Source organism: uncultured Lactobacillus sp. (assembly GCF_947367085.1).
In the GTDB taxonomy this organism is placed as follows: Bacteria; Bacillota; Bacilli; order Lactobacillales; family Lactobacillaceae; genus Lactobacillus.
On the sequence record NZ_CANBCP010000009.1, the window covers coordinates 15,400 to 34,679 of the forward strand.

Below are 19,280 nucleotides of genomic sequence, written 5' to 3' on the forward strand. Positions count from 1 at the left end.
GCAAATTTTTGCTTGGGGTCTTTTTTGTTTTGGTTTAAAATGCACGTATGAATGAGAATGAATTACAAAAATTAGTTGAAGTTATTTCATTAAAATATTTTAACCGTCCCTTTATTCACAAAGTAAAAATAAATAATCGCATGCGTACGACTGGTGGGAGATACTTCTTATCAGATCATCATATTGATATTAATGGCCATTTTTTAAAACCCGAATACTTTCAAGACCTAATAGGAATAATTAAGCACGAATTAACTCACTATCATTTGCATTTATTAGGCCTTGGGTATAAACATCAAAATCGTGACTTTAAGATTTTATTAGCTAAAGTTGGAGGCTCGCGTTATGCACCAGATATTGGATTAAGAAATAGGCGCAAGATCAATTACGTTTATGAGTGTCAAGCTTGTCATTTTCGATATCCTCGGGTTCGCAGAGTTAATACTGCGCGTTATCGTTGTGGAAAATGTGGTGGAAAACTAAAATTGATTATTAATAATAAATAAAAGTGAAAAAGATGTTTGCTTATTTTGCTTAATTCTGGTATATTATTGAAGTACGCGGGCGTGGCGGAATGGCAGACGCGCAAGACTAAGGATCTTGTGATCGCTTTTAGATCGTGGAAGTTCGAGTCTTCTCGCCCGCACTGGATAAGGGAGTCGTTGATGCGGCTTCCTTTTTTGCTAGAAAAATAATGAAGGTTAAGGAGCTTGCCGATATGACAAGTAAAAAAGTACAAAATATTACCATCGGGGCAATTTTTGTTGCTATTTTAATTATTCAATCTTTCGTGCCATATTTAGGATATATTAGAATTTTGCCAGCTTTGCCATCAATTACTATTATTCCTTTGACAGTTGCAATTGCAGGTGGTTTATTAGGTACTGGATTTGGAACTGCTATGGGACTTGTTTGGGGAGTATTAAGTTTAATTTTGGCTTATACTCAGCCTGGCGACATGGTATCTTTGATGCTATTTCAAAATCCGTTTATTGCCATTGTACCTAGAGTGGCAGCGGGGTTTGCAGGTGGAATGATTTCGCTTGCAGCTAAAGAAGAAAGTAGACGTCAAAAAACATTTATTTTTGGGCTAAGTGGATTAGCAGTATCGCTGATTAATACTTTATTGGTAATTACACTGACCAGTTTATTTTTCGCTAATAATCCCGCCGCCCTTCTTCATAATTTGGGTCAAAGTACGTCGCAAGCTCCATTAATTTGGATTTTATTAGTAGCTTTAGGGATGAACGGAGTAGTTGAGGCAATCTTTACTGGCGTGGTTACTCCTATTATTGTGATGCCGTTAAGACGTTTTTTAAGTAAGAAGAGTCGATAAATAATGCCGAGAAGGTCAAGATCAAGAAGCAATAAAAATAATTTATTACTACTGAAGGTTTTTGCGTTTGCAATTGTTTTTGTTGTCTTACTTGCTGGACTTTATTATCGTCATCAAGTGTTAACTAATCAGCAGCTTCAACAGCAAGAAATGCTAAAAAAACAGGCTATGCAAAGTCGTAGTAATTTTATAAAAACTATTGCGCCAATTGCACAAAATGAAGACAAACCCTATGGGATCTTGCCTAGCGTGACGATTGCTCAAGCCGCTTTAGAAAGTAATTATGGTCAAAGTGAATTAGCTAAAAAATATAATAATTTATTTGGAGTAAAAGGTAGCGATCCTAATACTAGTCAAGTTATGACAACACAAGAATTTGTGAATGGCCGTTGGGAAACAATTCATGGTCGCTTTCAAATATATGATTCTTATCAAGCAAGTATTCACGCACACACTATGCTTTTTGTAAATGGGACAACTTGGAACTCCAAACAATACCAACATGTCCTAGCAGCCAAAGATTATCGAACGCAAGCTAAAGCTTTAGAAACTGATGGTTATGCGACTGATCCTGGCTATGCGAATAAAGTAATTCAAATTATTGAGGAATATAATTTAACTCAATACGATAATTAATAGCTCATCGAACAGATGAGCTATTTTTTGTTATAATGGATAGGTCAATTTTTACTGTTTTTTGTTTAAGTAGATGGGGAGCAAAATGAGCGAAGAATCAATTTTACAAGGCTTAAATGAGCAGCAAAAAAAAGCTGTTAAGTGTACTGATGGACCACTTCTAGTTGTCGCTGGCGCAGGTAGTGGAAAAACATCGGTTTTAACTAGAAGAGTAGCTTATCTGATCGAAGAAAAGAATGTGGCTCCTTGGAATATTTTAGCGATTACTTTTACCAATAAAGCGGCTAGTGAGATGCGTGAACGCGTACAAAAACTTCTTGGACCGGTAGCTGAAAGTATCTGGATGTCAACTTTTCATGCATTGTGCGTCAGAATTTTACGTAGAGATGCTGATAAAATCGGCTACTCAAAGAGTTTTTCAATTGCGGATTCAGCAGAACAATTAACTTTAGTTAAACGAATTCAAAAAGAATTTAACATTAATCCTAAAATGTATGATCCAAAGGCAATTTTGGCTACTATCTCAAATGCAAAAAATGACTTGATGACGCCTGATGCCTTTGAAATGCAAGCTAAGAGCCCATTTGAAAAGGTGACAGCCAAGGTATATCGTGAGTATCAACATCATCTGCAACGTGATCAGATTATGGATTTTGATGATTTAATTATGCAGACGCTTGTTTTATTCAAAAAAGATAAGGCTACTCTGCATTATTATCAAAATAAATTCCGTTATATCTTAGTCGACGAATATCAGGATACTAACCAAGCTCAATATGAACTTTGTCATATGTTAGCAGCTCAATATAAAAATATCTGTGTTGTTGGGGATGCCGACCAGTCAATTTATGGCTGGCGTGGCGCTAACATGAACAATATTTTGAATTTTGAAAAAGACTATCAAAATGATGAAGTTCACACTATTAAGTTAGAGCAAAATTATCGTTCAACCGGCCACATTTTAGATGCGGCTAATGCGGTGATTAAGCACAATTTTAAACGTAAACCTAAAAAGCTTTGGACTGATCGCGGGGAAGGTCAAAAGGTAAATTACTATCGTGCCCAAAGCGGCAATGATGAAGCTCACTTTATTGTTTCTAAGATTCAAGAAGAAATGAAAAAAGGAGAGCGTAAGTACAAAGATTTTGCAGTTCTTTATAGAACAAACGCTCAATCTCGTAACGTCGAAGAAGCCTTTGTTAAATCTAATGTGCCTTACAAGATTGTTGGTGGTCACAAGTTCTATGACCGAAAGGAAATTAAAGATATTTTAAGTTACTTGAAGATAGTAGCTAACCCTGCTGATTCGATGAGTTTGAACCGAATTATTAATACTCCTAAACGAGGAATTGGGCCAATCAGCATGGCAAAGTTCAATAGCTTTTTAAATGAACATGATTTTTCTGTTTTAGAAGGTTTTCAAAATTTGGCTCTAGCTCCAATTAGCGGCAAGGTAGCTAAGACATTTGCTGAATTCGGTAGCAATTTAGAAGATGCTATCAAGTATGCAAAAGATCATAGTGTCACCGGATTAACTGAGAAGATTCTTGAAGATTTCGGCTATAGTCAAGCTTTGAGAAATGAACATACAATTGAAGCAGATACCCGTTTGGAAAACTTAGATGAATTCTTGACTGTAACTAAACGTTTTGATGATAATTATGAGCCAGAAGACGAAGATTCAACAGCTTTGGGTGATTTTCTATCAGAAGTGACCCTGCTGAGTGATCAAGATGATTTGGCCGATCAAGAAAATCAAGTAGCACTGATGACTCTACATGCAGCTAAAGGTCTGGAATTTCCAGTAGTCTTTTTAGTTGGGATGGAGGAAGGATTATTCCCATTAGCTCGCTCATCTCAAAGTGAAGATGATCTTGAAGAAGAGCGTCGTTTAGCATATGTAGGAATTACGCGTGCTGAAAGAGAATTATACGTAACAAATGCTTTTTCAAGAATGCTTTATGGACGTCCACAAAATAATCCGCCTTCTAGATTTTTAGATGAAATTGAAGATAAAGATATCGACAATATTTCACCAGATAATAACATTATTGATGTTTCTTCACGTAACTTTACTAAACAAACAATTCCTTTTGCCAAGTTAAATGAAAGAGCTCATGCTCAAGTTTATACTGCTAAGAAAGCTTCTGGAGCAGTTGGAGCTGATAAAAAATCTTGGAATGTTGGCGATCAAGTTGAACATAAAGCTTGGGGTAAAGGAGTCGTCGTCAAAGTCAATGGAACAGGCGAAGATATGGAATTAGATATTGCCTTTTCTGGAATGGGAATAAAGCGCCTTTTAGCTGCATTTGCACCAATTAAAAAGCTATAATTATAGATAATTGAGTTAGTAAAAAAGGATAAAATTATGGCAAAGATATCGTTGCAAGAAGCTAGCAAAAAAGTCTCGGATTTGAGACAGCAATTAAATAAATGGGCCGATGCATACTATGCAAAAGATGCCCCTGTCGTAGAAGATGCAGTTTATGACAAAAGCTACAATGAATTGCTTAAGTTAGAAAATGAATTTCCACAGCTCAAAAGTAGCGACTCAATTACTCAAAGAGTCGGTGGAGAAATTAAGAGCGACTTTTCTAAAGTAAATCATGCAGTCCCGATGCTTTCAATGGGGGATGTCTTTTCTAAAGATGAGCTAAAAGAATTCGATGAAAGAATTCAAAAAGCTGTTGGTCATCCTGTGGCTTATAACGTTGAATTAAAGATCGACGGACTTTCTTTATCGCTTGAATATCAAGAAGGTAAATTAGTCAGAGCGTCGACACGTGGAAATGGTCGGATTGGTGAAGATGTTACAGCTAATGCTCGCTTTATCAAAGATATTCCACAAACTTTACCTGAAAAGATCACTACCGAAGTACGTGGTGAATGTTTTATGGGTAAGGAAGAATTTGCGCGCTTAAATGCGTTAAGAGATAGTGAGGGTGAGCAGATTTTTGCTAATCCTCGTAACGCTGCAGCTGGTTCACTACGCCAGCTTGATGCCAAAATTACCAAAAAACGTGATTTGAGTACTTTTATTTATACATGGGTTAATCCACCTCAAGATGTTACCAGCCAGCATCAGGCTATTGAAGAAATGGCGAAATTAGGCTTTCATACAAATCCCACTGGTAGAAGATTTGAGAGTATGGATGAAGTTTTTGACTTTATTGATGAATATACTCAAAAACGCAATAGTTTAACCTATGGAATTGACGGGATTGTTTTAAAAGTTGACGACCTATCCTTGCAAAAAGATCTCGGTAATACTGTAAAAGTGCCACGATGGGAAATTGCATATAAATTTCCACCTGAACAACAAGAAACAATTGTCCGTGACATTGTTTGGACAGTTGGACGCACTGGGGTTGTTACACCTACAGCAGTGATGGATCCGGTGCAGCTTGCCGGAACTACTGTTTCTCGAGCCGTTTTACACAATCCTGACTTATTAAAAGAAAAAGATGTTAGAATTGGAGATACAGTCTTGCTTCATAAGGCTGGAGACATTATTCCTGAAATTTCACAGGTCGTCTTGTCTAAACGTCCAAAAGATAGTAAGCCCTATGAAATTCCAACCAGATGTCCATCTTGTGGTGAAAAATTGGTTCATCTTGAAGGTGAAGTTGCCTTAAGATGTGTTAATCCAATGTGCCCTGCGCAAGTTGAAGAAAGAATAACGCACTTTGCATCTCGTCCTGCCATGAACATCATGGGTTTAGGACCAAAAATCGTTAAACAACTCATTGATAAAGGATTTGTGAAAGATGTCGCTGATTTATATCATTTAACTGATGATCAATTAAGTCAGTTGGATCATTTTAAAGATAAAGCAATCAGTAATTTATTAACTTCGATAAACAACAGTAAACAAAATTCAGTCGAGTTATTACTTTTTGGGCTTGGAATTGACCATGTCGGTGCAAAAGCTGCACGCTTAATTTCTGAAAAATATAAAAACTTAGGAAAGATTATGGAATTGACCGTGCCAGAATTGACAACAATCGATACAATAGGAGAGACGATTGCTGATTCAATGGTTGAATACTTTAAACAGCCTCAAGCACAAAAATTGGTTCAAGAGCTTCAAGACGCTGGAGTCAATATGGACTACTTAGGTCCAGTTGAAAGCGAAGCTGCTGATAATTTCTTTAAAGATAAGACGGTTGTTTTAACTGGAAAATTAGCTGATTTTACTAGAAGTGAGTTTACTAAAAAACTACAAGCTTTAGGTGCTAAAGTTACAGGTTCTGTATCCAAAAAGACAGATTATGTAATTTATGGTGAGGATGCAGGGTCGAAATTAACTAAGGCTCAGCAGTTAAGTGTCCCAACTTTGACAGAAAAAGAAGCAATTGCCCAAATTAACAAATAGAAGGATTTAAAAAATTGAAAAGATTTTTAAAGATAACTGCTATTTTTGGAGCGCTCGTATCGTTAAGTGCTTGCGGTAATTTAAAAAATTCAGATCTGGCTAATAACCCTACCACTTCAACGACAAAACAAAAGAACTACCAAACTACAAGTACCAATAACAATGGTTACAATGTTTTGCTTAAAGATGGCAAATATTTAACTAGTCCGATTGAAGGAATGACCGCTAATACTAGTGATAACACAGTCGATACGCGTGCACTTGAATCTGGCTTAATTACACTTTCTAAGAATGAATTTGCTACTAATAAGTATGTATTTCAAGAAGGTCAGCAGCTTTCTACTGCCACAGTAACTGATTGGTTGAATCGTAAATCAAAAGATAATAAAGAAGGGTTAAATCCAGCAAAAAGCACCAGTAAAAAGTCTTATTCACCGATTCTTTTGGATCAAATAATTGAACAAGATTATTTACAAAAATCTGGTTCTAGCTATAAATTGGGTGGAATGAGTTTAGGTTTAGCCTTGAATTCAGTTGATTACTATACTGAAGGTAAAAAAGGTATCGAACGACATGTTGATATTTCTAGCGCTCGTCAAAATGAATTTGGTAAAAAAGCGGCAGATGACATTGTAGCTCGACTAAGAAAGCACAAAGCTACTAAATCAATTCCAATTATGATCGGTTTATTTAGAAAAACTGGAAAAGATTCTCTTGTTGGAGGGAATTACTTTGCATATGGAATTGCGAACGCAAATAGTAGTAAAATAAATGAATGGAAAACAGTCAATTATCGCAGTCAAGTATTGCCAACTGTTGGAAATGAAAAAGCAATCAATTCGACGGATGCAGCAGCCTTTAGTAATTTTAAGGCCGCAGTTCAAGGCTATTTCCCTAACATTAGTGGGGTAACAGCAACAGTGCATTATCAAGGTAAAGAGTTAATTCAGATGAATATTAATATTACGACTCAATTCTTTGGATATGCTCAAATTCAGAGCTTTTCAAGATTAGTTGCTTCATCTGCTAAAAAATATCTACCTGCACATGCACCAGTTGAGATACAGATTAATTCTGTTAATGATATTCAGGCTTTAGTTGCAAAGAATTCCGCAGATGACAGTTACTATGTCCACGTCTTTGGCGGTGAATAGGAGGCAAACGGTGAAAATTACAAAAGAAAATATAAACCACGTTGCAAAATTATCGCGACTTGAATTTAGTGATGATGTAATTGATTCATTTACAAAACAAATGGGTGACATTATCAATATGGCAGATCAATTAGCTGAAGTAGACACTGAAGGTGTTGAAGAAACAGTTCAGGTAGTAGATCGTGATACTGTCTACAGACAAGATAAGCCGCAGCATTGGGAAAGTAGAGCTGAATTAATGGAAAATGTTCCTGAAAAGGCAGACGGATTCATTAAGGTACCAGTGATTATTGATAAGGATGATAACGAGTAATGAATTACTTAAATGAAAACATTGACTCTTTAAACAAGAAATTAAAAGACGGTGAAATTTCAGCTGAATCTTTAGCAAAAGATACAATTGAAAACATCAAAAAAACTGATGAAAAGTTAAATGCTTGGATTACTGTAAAAGAAGATGCAAAACCTGCAGAAAATCTTGATTTCAACGCTAATAAGTTAGCTGGTATTCCAATTGCCATTAAAGATAATATTATTACTAATGGAATTAAGACTACTGCAGCAAGTCATATGCTTTACAATTACATGCCAATGTATGATGCCACTGTAATTAGCAAGTTAAAGAAGGCTCAAGCTACAATTGTGGGTAAAACAAACTTAGATGAATTTGCGATGGGTTCATCTACTGAGCACTCATACTATGGTGCAACTCATAATCCTTGGAATTTAGATAAAGTTCCTGGTGGCTCTTCTGGTGGTTCTGCCGCAGCAGTTGCAAGTGGCCAAGTCGTTGCAGCACTTGGTTCAGATACTGGTGGTTCAATTAGACAACCAGCTGCTTTTAACGGTATTTTTGGTATTAAACCAACTTATGGTCGAGTATCTCGTTGGGGTCTTATCGCATTTGGTTCTTCACTCGATCAAATTGGTGTAATGACTAAGCGTGTTAAGGACTCAGCTGAAGTATTAAACGTTATCGCAGGTAGTGATGAACATGATTCAACTGTTTCTGAAAAAGAAGTTCCTGATTTTACTAGCTTTATTGGTCAAGATGTTAAGGGCTTACGCGTAGCAGTTCCTAAGGAATATATGGATGCAGTAAGTGGTGAAATGCGTGAAGTTATTCAAAAGCAAATCGATAGCTTAAAAGATGCTGGCGCAATCATCAACGAAGTATCATTGCCACATACTAAGTATGTTGTTCCCGATTACTATATCATCGCTTCAAGTGAAGCTTCTTCAAACCTTCAAAGATATGACGGCATCCGTTATGGATATCGTGCAAAAGACACTAAGAACTTACTTGATGTTTACGTTAAATCACGTTCTGAAGGTTTTGGTACAGAAGTTAAGCGTCGTATTATGCTTGGTTCATTTGCATTATCAGCTGGTTCATATGACAGATTCTTTAGACAAGCAGCTAAAGTTAGAACTTTGATTTGCGATGACTTTGACAAGATTTTTGCTGAAAATGATGTAATCGTTGGACCAACTATTACTGAACCTGCATTTGGCATTGGTGAAGAAGTTTCTGACCCAATCAAGATGTACAACAACGATATCTTAACTATTTCTGCAAACTTAGCAGGTGTTCCTGCAGCAAGTGTTCCAGCTGGATTAGTTGATGGTATGCCTGTTGGATTGCAAATTATGGCTAAACGTTTTGATGAAGGAAATGTCTTTAAGACTGCTGACTTTATTGAGCGTACTAATAAATTCTATGAAAAAACACCAGCTGGAATGGAGGATTAATTAATGAATTTTAAATCGACTATCGGATTAGAAGTTCACTTCGAATTAAAGACTAAGAGTAAGATTTTCTCTCCATCACCAGTAACTTATGGGGCAGAAGTCAATACTGCAACTAACGTAATTGACTGGGCAATGCCTGGTGTTTTGCCTAAGCTTAACAAGGATGTTTATCGTTTAGGTATTATGGTCGCATTGGCAACTCATTCTCATATTTTGCCAACAACTCACTTTGACCGTAAGAACTACTACTACCCAGATAACCCAAAGGCTTACCAGATCACTCAGTTCTTCCAACCACTTGCTCGCGATGGTTATATCGAAGTTGAAGTTCGCGGCAAGAAAAAGCGTATCGGTATTCACGAAATGCACATCGAAGAAGATGCTGGTAAAAACACTCACGGAGCTAATGGATATTCTTACGTTGACTTAAACCGTCAAGGTGTGCCACTTCTCGAAGTTGTTTCTGAACCAGATATGGAAGATCCAGAAGAAGCTTACGCATACTTAACTAAGTTACGTCAAATTGTTCAATTTACTGGTGCTTCTGACGTTAAGATGGAAGAAGGATCAATGCGTGTTGATACCAACATTTCTATCCGTCCTGCTGGTCAAAAAGAACTTGGTACTAAGGTCGAAATGAAGAACTTGAACTCATTTGACCACGTAAGACGCTCACTTGCTTATGAAGAGCAACGTCAACAGCAAGTACTTCTTTCTGGTGGAAAAGTTCAACTTTCTACTCGTCGTTTTGATGAAGCAACTGGTAAGACAGTTTTAGAGCGTGTTAAGGAAGGTGACGCTGATTATCGTTACTTCCCAGAACCAGATATTGCACCATACCACATTAAGCAAAGCTGGATTGATGAAATTAAAGAAACTCTTCCAGAATCACCATTTGAACGTCGCAATCGTTACATCAATGATTACGGCATTAAAGCTTACGATGCAGATGTTATTTTGCAAACTAAAGAAAGCTCTGACTACTATGATGCAGCAGTTCAAGCTGGAGCAGATCCAACTTTGGCTGCTAACTGGTTGAATACGCAAATTAATGGTTACTTGAATGAAAACCAAATTGGCATTAAGGATATCAAGCTTACCCCTGAACATTTAGCTGAAATGATCAAGATGATCAAGGATGGTACTATTTCCACTAAGATCGCTAAGAAGGTCTTCAAAGAATCTATGGAAAATGGTACTGATCCTAAGAAATACGTTGAAGATAAGGGTATGGTTCAATTATCAGATCTATCTGTCTTAGAGCCAATGGTAACTAAAGTGGTTGATGATAACCCACAATCAGTTGAAGACTTTAAGAATGGTAAAGATCGTGCTATCGGCTTCTTAGTTGGACAAATTATGAAGCAGACTCGCGGTAAAGCTAACCCTAAAGTTGTCAACGAACTTTTAAACAAAGAATTACAAAGTCGTTAATATTGGAAGGTGAAGGCAATGGCAAAAAAAGCAAGATTGATTTATAATCCTGTTTCTGGTCACGAGCAAATGATCTCGAATGTAGCTGATATTTTAGATGTATTGGAGCAAGCTGGCTTTGAAGCTAGTGCATATCGAACCACGCCAGAGCCATTGTCTGCCCAAAATGAAGCAAAAAGGGTTAGTTTAGAAGGCTTTGATTTAATTGTGGGTGCTGGTGGCGATGGAACGATCAGTGAAATTGTCAACGGAATTGCTCCTTTAGAAAAAAGACCAAAACTTGCAGTGATTCCAGCAGGAACTACTAATGATTTTGCTCGGGCATTGAAGATTCCTCGTGATAACTTGGTCGATAGTGCTAAGGTTATCTTAAAAGGAAAAACGCAAAAGATGGATATTGGCCGTGCTGGCGAAAAGTATTTCATGAATATTGCAGCTAGTGGTTCTTTAACAGAACTAACTTATGGAGTTCCGTCAGAGTTGAAATCAGTCTTAGGTTATACCGCATATTTGCTTAAAGGTGCAGAAATGCTGCCACATATCTCAAGCAATAAAATGCGATTAATTTATGATGAGGGCGTGTATGAAGGCGACATCTCAATGTTTTTATTAGGGATGACGAATTCAATCGGTGGATTCGAACAGATCATGCCAGATGCTCAATTATCTGATGGATTATTCCAATTAATTGTAGTTAAAACCGCCAATCCAATTGATATGCTTAGACTTATGGCGATGGCTTTAAATGGAAAGCATATCAATGATCCTCAGGTTATTTATACTAAGACTAAGTCACTCAATGTCGAAGTTTTAAATGAACCTAAGGATGGAAAAAAGATCCCTGTTAACTTAGATGGGGAAGTTGGAGGATATCTTCCAATTGATTTTGAAAATTTAAAACAACATATCGAGTTTTATGTTGGCTAATAAAAAGGCTTCTGAGTAGAAGCCTTTTTTGTGTGTCTAAATTTGACCAATTTATCAAATGAACAACCATTACTGTATTAAATTAGAGGAGGGTTGTAATGTTAACCTAAAAAAATGATAGACTACTATTATATAACAAATGAGTAAAAGTCGATATAAAGATGGGGTATTGATCTTGATTAAAAATAAAAACCTCTTGAATGTTATAAAAAGAGTGAGTTTTAGCTTAATGATTGTATTTATATACTTAATGGGTACATACATTCCTCTTCCTTTTGCGGAAATTACCCAACAGTATTCGCATACCATTCATCAAACTCCACTTTCTATTTTAGGAGTGTTTACGGGTGCAAATTATGCCAGACTATCCATCTTTTCCGTAGGAATTAATCCTTTAATGTTTGTCATGCTAATAGTTCAATTGCTGACAATGACGAAGCTGTTCGGTTTTGATGCGTTATCACAAACTCAAATTGAAGCTTTTATGCAGTTTTTGACTTTAGTTTTTACTATTATTCAGGCAATGCTCTTAGTTTTTGGATTAGTGAGCCAGCGCAACTTCTTAAGAGATTTTACGATGATCACCATTTTGACAGCGGGATCTTGTCTAGTAGTTTGGCTTTGTTTTAGAAATATTAAATATGGCGTCGGTGCAAGTGCGCCAATAATTCTGGCAAGTATTTTAAATGGCGCTATTCCAAATATTATCAATAACGTTCGAATGCTTTTAACTTTCAAGTATGCATGGCTTTGGATAACTATCTTATTTGTCTTTATCTTACTTTTTATTTTATTCTGGATGGCATTTAATAAAGCTTACTATCCTCTAGAAGTTATCAATCCTAGCCTACCTTCCAAAAGTAAAGCAATGTTAGTTCCGATTGGATTAAATATGGCTGCAATGATGATGTATATGGTAGGGATGGCAATTTTAACACTTCCAATCATGCTCACCCCATATTTCCCGGAAAATAAAATTCTCACGAGTTGGCAATTTTCCGCTATTTTTTCAACAGTTATGGCAATTTTATTATTTTATTTCTTTACTTTTGTTTCATTTGATCCAAAAGATGAAGCCAAGGGTCTTAGAAATAGCCATAATTATATTCTAGGTATAAAGCCGGGGTTGCCTACACAAAGATATTTGAGAAAAATAGTTTTGATTATCGCTTTTCCAGGTGCAATTTTAAATGCAGCGCAATTAGTTTTAGGGCTATATGGAGCCCGTTTTTTAGGGCGATATGCTGGTTTTGCGATTATTCCAATGAATATCGTAATGATTGTAATGTTTATGAGTGGGATAAGAGACCAAGTTGCAGCTCTTTTGTTCCCATATAAATATGATCGACTAGAAAGAGAAGAATAAGATGGAGTATTTCATTCCTGCTTGGCATGATCAATATAATGATTGGTCAATTAGTATACCCGCCATCGATGCTTTAGATGCTACAGGTTACATGCGGATCTTAAAGAATAATAAGCACCAACTTGGCTTGATAGTTTCTGATTATCAGCCTCAGTTAACTACGAAATTGAATCAGGAGTCTTTTTATCCCGATAAGTTATTTTCAATTTATGACTATTTACAAGGAATTGATACACTGCAGAGTAAAGTTGTAGAGTTAAGCGACTTTAATTGGCCAGAAAATGCAATTTTTGATTTTAGTCCTTTTAGAACTCTAATTGTCCAAGAAGATAAGTTAATTGCGACTGTTTTTTATGATCTCGAAGGGAAAATTTTGAGGATTACCTATAAAAAGAAGACTGGTGAAGATGACTATACTTTATTGATGGATAGTCGCGGATTTGTTTCTTCTAAGATTAATCAAACAGATCAGATCTTTTATGATCCTTATGGTAATTGGAGGTTTAAAAGAGATTATTCTTCTGGAGAAGTCACTATAAATACAAATTTTAACTTTTGTCAAAAAAATAAGTATATTTCTATGAAGCACCTCATTAATGAAGTATTGAAATCATATCTAATTGCTAATATTCAAGATAATGATAATTTACTGGTCAGTTTAGATGAAGATGCTAGTTTTGATATCTCTTTATTGAATAGTTATAAAGCTGCGTATATTGTTAATGAAAAACTTAACTATGAAAATCAATTAAGTAAGATCAAATCCAAAACATTGATTGTCAATAGCTCCGAATTAGCAGATAAGGTAAAAAAACAAACTAATGATGAAGCAGATGTTGATGTTATTCCAATATACAATTCTCAATTTCAGCTCGGACATAGTGCTAGAGAAAAGATTCAAACTATTGTATTTTTTGCAGAAAATGCAAATGATGAGGATATTGCCGAAATCATCTTGAATTTATGTAAATATGTAAAAAAAGATTATAAGAATAAAAGAATTATAGTTTTTACGTATAGTTTGCAGAAAAATAATCTAGTTAACGAAGTTGTTGAAAAAATAAAGAAGGAGCATTCAGATGAATTTGTGATTAGTGAAAAGCGAGATAATAACGAAAATGCTGATATAGTAGGTCTGAACCAAAAAAAGCTTGCGGCGGTGATTGAACTTAAAAGTTTACGTTTAACTAATATTTCTGAATTGCTTGAAAGTATGGATCGGGCAAGAGTTTTAATTAGTTGGGGAAAAGCTGACGAATTAATGCAAATGGCGGCTATTAGTATCGGAATCCCACAAATTCAGAATTTTGCTTCTAATACAGTTAAGGATCAAAAAAATGGTTATCTTTGTTCAAAAATAGAGGATATTAAAGTAGCACTTGATAAATATCTGAATAGTTTGACGAATTGGAATAATGCGGTTGTTTACAATGTTGATATGATGAATAAATATTCCGAAGAAAATATTATGAAGCGCTGGCAAAGGATTTTAGGTGACAAGCAATGAAGGTTCTACAGCTAGGATTGGAAAATTGGGCCAATTCGTATCAATTAAGTGAAAACTTAAAATGGTATTTCAATGATTTTCCACCAATGGAAAAGGAAAAAATAAGAGATAAGGATAATAAAATTAAGCTAAAGAGAAAAGTAATCTCTTATGATGTAGTATTGATCACGGGTAAAGCTGACCTAACTCAAAAGAACTGGAAACGATTAAAAGAATTAGTTCCATCATATCATGTTCTCTATTTACCTGAAATAAAAAGCCAGCTTGATCAAGCTGGACAACTTTTTCTAAAAGAATGTGCAGCACAGGAAATAACGCAAGATCCTCAAACTTTAATAGATAAACTTGAGGTACGGTATTTTTCTGGTCAATCTGGGATGAGAATTTTTCCTACGACTTTAAAATTAAATGATCGCAAAATAAGCTCTTTTGAATACTTAGGTACTGGAGAACTAAAGCTTAATCTAGATACACATGGACAATGGATGGATATAGGTACATACAAAACTGGGATTTTTATTGATCCAAATAAGTTAATAAACTTATGGTTGTCTATTAAGCTAAATAATTTTAAAGCTCGACTGAGAATTTTTGTACAAAATCCAGGAACTGATGGTGATCCGAAAGATCAACGAATTATCGATCTTACAGATTTTCAAAAGGATGAATATTTTTCTCAAATTCAGCCAAGTAAGCAGTATCGAACGGCTACAATCGGAATAGAAGTTAATGGTAGTGGTGAGCTAATCATTGGAATTTTACACTCTCGTTGGGGTAGAGACGGAGTAGGCAATTTTTTAACTGGAGGGAAAAGATTGGTTAATCCAACTAATCGAGAAGATATTGCTTACTACTTTAACCTGGGTGATTTAAAACCACCATTGAATGTTTATTTTTCAGGCGCGCGTGAAGCAGAAGGCTTTGAAGCTTATTTTTTGTTTAAGAGTTTTAAAGCTCCGATGCTTCTATTTACTGATATGAGAATTAGTATCGGACAGTTTTATGATGATCAAGATGGCTATATTGGTCAGCAAGTTCTCAAGACTATTAAAGATACTTTAGCAAAACTAGGCTTTAAGTCGTCAGAGTTGACTGTAAGCGGAATTTCGATGGGGACTTATGCAGCTATTAAATATGGCGCCCAGCTAGCGCCTTATGCGATTGATGTTGCTAAGCCATTGATTAGTTTAGGTTATATTGCAAGTCGTATGGCTCTGGATAGACCAGATGGCTTTGATACTATCTTTGATATTGATCAGCAAATTAAAGGTTCTCTTACTAAAGAAAATTTAGAACAATTAGATCAAGATTTTATGGATGAGTTTGATAAAAATGATCTATCAAAAACCAGATTATTTGTTGGCTATATGAAAGATGATGATTACGACGATCTAGCCATTAATAAATTCAGAAAATCCCCCGCAGTCAAAGAAGCCTTACAGTTTTCTGCTAAAGGTTTTGCAGGACGACACAATGATGATCCGGCGGTTAACTATTGGTTTATTGATAGACTAACGGCAATAATGAAAGAGTTTGGTCCAAGAGATTAAGATGAAAAATATTATTAACCAAATATACTGGGAACAAATAAGTAGTACTTATATGGCTGGTACCAAATTAAAGAAAACAAGTGATGATAAAGTGTTTTTTGAAAATTTATTGATGACTCCGGGTAAGAAAATCATGGATTGGTCATCTAGACTTAATTATCAGGTCTTTAAAGAAGTTCCGAGTCTCCCGATCTTACAAAATGGCAAAAAATATCAAATAAAGTTGTCATTAAGTGCTAAACCGGTGAATACAGTTATTTTTTGTCTACGCTTTTTTGACTTACAGATGAGTGAAATAAGTAATATTGTTTTTTCGAGCTTGGAAAAAACTTTTACTTATCCCCAAAATGCCGTCTCTTATACATTTGAAATTCTCAATGGGGGATGCAGTGAGATTGAATTCTCTAAGTTTCAAATTGGAAATGCTGCGTTATCTGAAAATTGCTTTGAAGATTTATACCTGATGCCGCTAAATAAAAATGAGCTGGCCTCAAAATTAGTTTTAATATTAGTGGCAGATAGTAAGCGAAGTCGTGAAATAGAGCAAATAAAATTAGATTCTAATATTGAAGGACAGTTTTATTTAGTATATACAAGCTGGCAAAAGCGCAATCAATTGGAGTCATCTCTCAAACAGTGGCTAAAATCGCATCCATATGATGAATCTTTTATTTTTACTAACAAGGCAAGTCTTAATCAGAAAATAGATAATTTGAGCAGAGATAATAAGAACGTGAAGATAATTGATATGGGTGATGAATTTTCACTCAAAGATAAGAAAGCACAATGGTTTGTACCGTCTGCTATCCAAATTAATCAAAATCAATTGGTCAAAGATGCATTAAAATATTTTAAAGGGTAATAATATGTTAACTGATACGCTCAGATTAAAAAAGCCACGAAAAATTCTAAAAAAGATCAATAAGCTTGCTCCTAAAATGAGGAAGATGAGTGATGAGGAGTTAAAAAAGCAAACCCAGAGTCTTCGAGCTCAGCTTGAGAATGGAAAAGAACTCGAGGATATTTTACCTGAAGCTTTTGCTACCGTTCGGGAAGCTGATTATCGTGTTTTAGGTTTATATCCATATGATGTTCAAGTATTGGGAGCAATTATTTTAAGTCAGGGTGCAATTGCAGAAATGAAAACTGGAGAAGGAAAAACTCTAGTTGCAACAATGCCCTTGTATTTAAATGGCTTGACGAAAAAAGGTGCGATGTTAGTTACACCGAATGGCTATTTGGCTGCTCGAGACGAACATGAATTAGCTCCAGTATATAAATTTTTAGGCTTAAGTGTGGAATTGGGCTTTTTGGATGATGGTGATGATGAAAAAAAGGCTACTCCAGAATTGAAACGTAAATGGTATAACGCAGATATTACCTATACCACTGCTTCTTCATTAGCGTTTGATTATCTGTTTAATAATTTGGCTGCAGACAAAGAAAACCAATATTTAAGACCCTTTAATTACGTTATTATTGATGAAGTTGATGAAGTGCTATTAGATGATGCTCAATCGCCATTTGTTGTTTCTTCAAGACCGACGGTTCAATCTAATTTATATGGCTTAGCAGATCAATTTGCATGCTTGCTAGATCCGGAGAAAGATTATGAATATCGAAAAGACGATGGAATTTTTTGGTTAACTGAACATGGAATTGAGAAGGCCGAGCGCTTTTTTGGATTAAAAGATTTGTTCGATCAAAAAAGTCGCCCTGTTTATCGTCATATCATTTTGGCGTTAAGTGCTCATTTATTGATGCGTAAAGGACATGATTACTTAGTAGTTAAGGGAAAAGTTATTTTACTTGATGAAAAAAGTGGACGTCTTAAACAAGGAGTTCAGATAAGTACAGGTTTGCATCAGGCAATTGAAGCAAAAGAAAAGGTAGACTTAACTGATATTCAAAAAACAGCCGCTTCCATTACTTTTCCAGCCTTGTTTAGTCTGTTTAATAAGGTTAATGGTATGAGCGGCACCGCTAAAGTTAATGAAGAAGAATTTTTGAATATTTATAATTTGAGGGTTATTTGTATTCCTACACATAAACCGGTTATAAGAAAAGACAAAAAGCCGCTTTTGTTTTTAACTACTCGTGATAAATTGATGTCGGCTATTGATTATGTGGTCAAGCTTCACAAAACGGGACGTCCGATTCTTTTAGTAGCGGGTTCAGTTGAAAATTCAGAAATAATTTCAGAATTACTACTTAATATCGGGATCGCTCATAATGTCTTAAATGCTTATAGTGCTGCCTATGAAGCCCAAATTGTAAAAGGAGCGGGCCAAAAAGGTGCAGTTACAATTGCAACAAATATGGCAGGACGTGGTACAGATATTAAGTTAGGTAAAGGGGTTAAAGAACTTGGTGGTTTAGCCGTAATTGGGACCGAAATGTTGCCTAAAAGAGTTGAACTACAATTAGCAGGACGTGCAGGCAGACAAGGAGATCCAGGATCTAGTCAGTTCTTTATTTCATTAGAAGATGATTTTATTTCGGGACATAATACAAGCCGCCAAAAACGTCATTATCGTAGATTAATTAAGAAGAAAAAGAAGGGCAGAAATGTCGTTGTTCTTAAATCACCAGTCTTAAAATTTAGTTTGCATATGTTGCGAGACCGTGTAGCTTCTATGCAGGAGCTCGAACGAAGTCAGACTAATAAAAATGAGCTGATTCTTTCTTTACAGAGAAAAAATTACTATGATTTGCGTAATCGAATCATGAAACAGCAAAACTTGCAGGGCAGAATTGATCAAATAATTGATCAGGCAATCAGCTACTATCTTGAAAAATATAAAATAACAGATCGAGATAGTCTAAAGTATTTTATTAATCAGCATGTAACTTATAATAAAGTTGTTATCCCAGATGACATTAATGGTTCAAAAGAGATAAAGCAATATTTGAAATCGTTCGTGTATCAGCTTGTTGAAGAAAAGAAAAAGATCTTAATCACCGATAAACAGATCAATGATTTTTATCGTCAAATCATTATTTCAGCGATGGATAGTTGCTGGATCGATCAAGTTGACGTAATTGAAAAATTAAAGATATCGGCTCGTGGTTGGAATAGAGCGGGAAGGCCGCAAGAGCTGCTCCATCATCAAGCAGCATTTAAATTATATTTAAAATTCTTAGATAAGATTACTTTGGCGGTTTTCAATAATTTAATGCTTAGTCGAATCAATGTTAATGAAAAAGGACAATTAATAGTAGTGTTTAACTAATTGAGGTAAA

Annotated in this window: 15 protein-coding genes and 1 tRNA gene; all 16 read left to right on the forward strand. The window is 35.5% G+C overall.

Going from position 1 to position 19,280, the window contains the following annotated elements; all coding sequences use genetic code 11:
* Positions 1-47 precede the first annotated feature (47 nt).
* The 16 genes from Q0Y70_RS02735 to secA2 all read left to right on the forward strand — a co-directional run bounded on the left by Q0Y70_RS02735 (position 48) and on the right by secA2 (position 19,270).
* Entirely contained in the window at positions 48-506 is a 459-nt protein-coding gene (locus tag Q0Y70_RS02735; RefSeq protein ID WP_297816221.1) for a SprT family protein, read from the forward strand.
* Between the two features lie 54 nt (positions 507-560).
* Positions 561-646: transfer RNA gene (locus tag Q0Y70_RS02740), tRNA-Leu, on the forward strand.
* 72 nt (positions 647-718) lie between these two features.
* The gene (locus tag Q0Y70_RS02745; protein WP_297816223.1) at positions 719-1,336 is read left to right on the forward strand and encodes an ECF transporter S component; all 618 of its coding nucleotides are present in this window, start codon (positions 719-721) and stop codon (positions 1,334-1,336) included.
* Between the two features lie 3 nt (positions 1,337-1,339).
* The gene (locus Q0Y70_RS02750) at positions 1,340-1,972 is read left to right on the forward strand and encodes a glycoside hydrolase family 73 protein (RefSeq protein WP_297816225.1); all 633 of its coding nucleotides are present in this window, start codon (positions 1,340-1,342) and stop codon (positions 1,970-1,972) included.
* Between the two features lie 85 nt (positions 1,973-2,057).
* Positions 2,058-4,304 (forward strand): DNA helicase PcrA, encoded by a 2,247-nt coding sequence (gene pcrA, locus Q0Y70_RS02755; protein WP_297816227.1) that lies wholly within the window; start codon positions 2,058-2,060, stop codon positions 4,302-4,304.
* A 36-nt stretch (positions 4,305-4,340) separates the two neighbouring features.
* The gene (ligA, locus tag Q0Y70_RS02760) at positions 4,341-6,347 is read left to right on the forward strand and encodes an NAD-dependent DNA ligase LigA (RefSeq protein WP_297816230.1); all 2,007 of its coding nucleotides are present in this window, start codon (positions 4,341-4,343) and stop codon (positions 6,345-6,347) included.
* 14 nt (positions 6,348-6,361) lie between these two features.
* Positions 6,362-7,501: a CamS family sex pheromone protein gene (locus tag Q0Y70_RS02765; RefSeq protein ID WP_297816232.1), complete on the forward strand. Its 1,140-nt coding sequence runs from the start codon at positions 6,362-6,364 to the stop codon at positions 7,499-7,501.
* 10 nt (positions 7,502-7,511) lie between these two features.
* Positions 7,512-7,814 (forward strand): Asp-tRNA(Asn)/Glu-tRNA(Gln) amidotransferase subunit GatC, encoded by a 303-nt coding sequence (gatC, locus tag Q0Y70_RS02770; protein WP_297816234.1) that lies wholly within the window; start codon positions 7,512-7,514, stop codon positions 7,812-7,814.
* A complete protein-coding gene (gene gatA / locus Q0Y70_RS02775) occupies positions 7,814-9,253 on the forward strand; it encodes an Asp-tRNA(Asn)/Glu-tRNA(Gln) amidotransferase subunit GatA (protein WP_297816236.1) in 1,440 nt (479 codons plus the stop codon). The genes gatC and gatA overlap by 1 nt, the downstream gene beginning before the upstream one ends.
* Positions 9,254-9,256: 3 nt before the next feature.
* Positions 9,257-10,687 carry an Asp-tRNA(Asn)/Glu-tRNA(Gln) amidotransferase subunit GatB gene (gene gatB / locus Q0Y70_RS02780; RefSeq protein WP_297816238.1) on the forward strand — a complete coding sequence of 477 codons (1,431 nt, stop codon included), beginning with the start codon at positions 9,257-9,259 and terminating at the stop codon, positions 10,685-10,687.
* 18 nt (positions 10,688-10,705) lie between these two features.
* Positions 10,706-11,614, forward strand: a complete 909-nt coding sequence (locus Q0Y70_RS02785) for a diacylglycerol kinase (RefSeq protein ID WP_297816240.1) — start codon at positions 10,706-10,708, stop codon at positions 11,612-11,614.
* Positions 11,615-11,753: 139 nt separating this feature from the next.
* The gene (gene secY2, locus Q0Y70_RS02790; RefSeq protein ID WP_297816242.1) at positions 11,754-12,980 is read left to right on the forward strand and encodes an accessory Sec system protein translocase subunit SecY2; all 1,227 of its coding nucleotides are present in this window, start codon (positions 11,754-11,756) and stop codon (positions 12,978-12,980) included.
* 1 nt (position 12,981) lies between these two features.
* Complete coding sequence (gene asp1 / locus Q0Y70_RS02795) at positions 12,982-14,487, forward strand: accessory Sec system protein Asp1 (RefSeq protein ID WP_297816244.1); 1,506 nt, start codon at positions 12,982-12,984, stop codon at positions 14,485-14,487.
* Entirely contained in the window at positions 14,484-16,037 is a 1,554-nt protein-coding gene (gene asp2 / locus Q0Y70_RS02800) for an accessory Sec system protein Asp2 (protein WP_297816246.1), read from the forward strand. Before asp1 ends, asp2 begins: the two co-directional genes overlap by 4 nt.
* 1 nt (position 16,038) lies before the next feature.
* Positions 16,039-16,899, forward strand: coding sequence for an accessory Sec system protein Asp3 (gene asp3 / locus Q0Y70_RS02805; RefSeq protein ID WP_297816248.1), 861 nt, complete (start codon positions 16,039-16,041; stop codon positions 16,897-16,899).
* 4 nt (positions 16,900-16,903) lie between these two features.
* Entirely contained in the window at positions 16,904-19,270 is a 2,367-nt protein-coding gene (secA2, locus tag Q0Y70_RS02810) for an accessory Sec system translocase SecA2 (protein WP_297816250.1), read from the forward strand.
* Positions 19,271-19,280 lie beyond the last annotated feature (10 nt).

Excerpts from the sequence above, each read along its gene's own strand:
- Q0Y70_RS02735 (WP_297816221.1), top strand. The coding sequence starts at position 48 with ATGAATGAGAATGAATTACAAAAATTAGTTGAAGTTATTTCATTAAAA.
- Q0Y70_RS02745 (WP_297816223.1), top strand. The coding sequence starts at position 719 with ATGACAAGTAAAAAAGTACAAAATATTACCATCGGGGCAATTTTTGTT.
- Q0Y70_RS02750 (WP_297816225.1), top strand. The coding sequence starts at position 1,340 with ATGCCGAGAAGGTCAAGATCAAGAAGCAATAAAAATAATTTATTACTA.
- pcrA (WP_297816227.1), top strand. The coding sequence starts at position 2,058 with ATGAGCGAAGAATCAATTTTACAAGGCTTAAATGAGCAGCAAAAAAAA.
- ligA (WP_297816230.1), top strand. The coding sequence starts at position 4,341 with ATGGCAAAGATATCGTTGCAAGAAGCTAGCAAAAAAGTCTCGGATTTG.
- gatA (WP_297816236.1), top strand. The coding sequence starts at position 7,814 with ATGAATTACTTAAATGAAAACATTGACTCTTTAAACAAGAAATTAAAA.
- gatB (WP_297816238.1), top strand. The coding sequence starts at position 9,257 with ATGAATTTTAAATCGACTATCGGATTAGAAGTTCACTTCGAATTAAAG.
- Q0Y70_RS02785 (WP_297816240.1), top strand. The coding sequence starts at position 10,706 with ATGGCAAAAAAAGCAAGATTGATTTATAATCCTGTTTCTGGTCACGAG.
- secY2 (WP_297816242.1), top strand. The coding sequence starts at position 11,754 with ATGAGTAAAAGTCGATATAAAGATGGGGTATTGATCTTGATTAAAAAT.
- asp1 (WP_297816244.1), top strand. The coding sequence starts at position 12,982 with ATGGAGTATTTCATTCCTGCTTGGCATGATCAATATAATGATTGGTCA.
- asp2 (WP_297816246.1), top strand. The coding sequence starts at position 14,484 with ATGAAGGTTCTACAGCTAGGATTGGAAAATTGGGCCAATTCGTATCAA.
- asp3 (WP_297816248.1), top strand. The coding sequence starts at position 16,039 with ATGAAAAATATTATTAACCAAATATACTGGGAACAAATAAGTAGTACT.
- secA2 (WP_297816250.1), top strand. The coding sequence starts at position 16,904 with ATGTTAACTGATACGCTCAGATTAAAAAAGCCACGAAAAATTCTAAAA.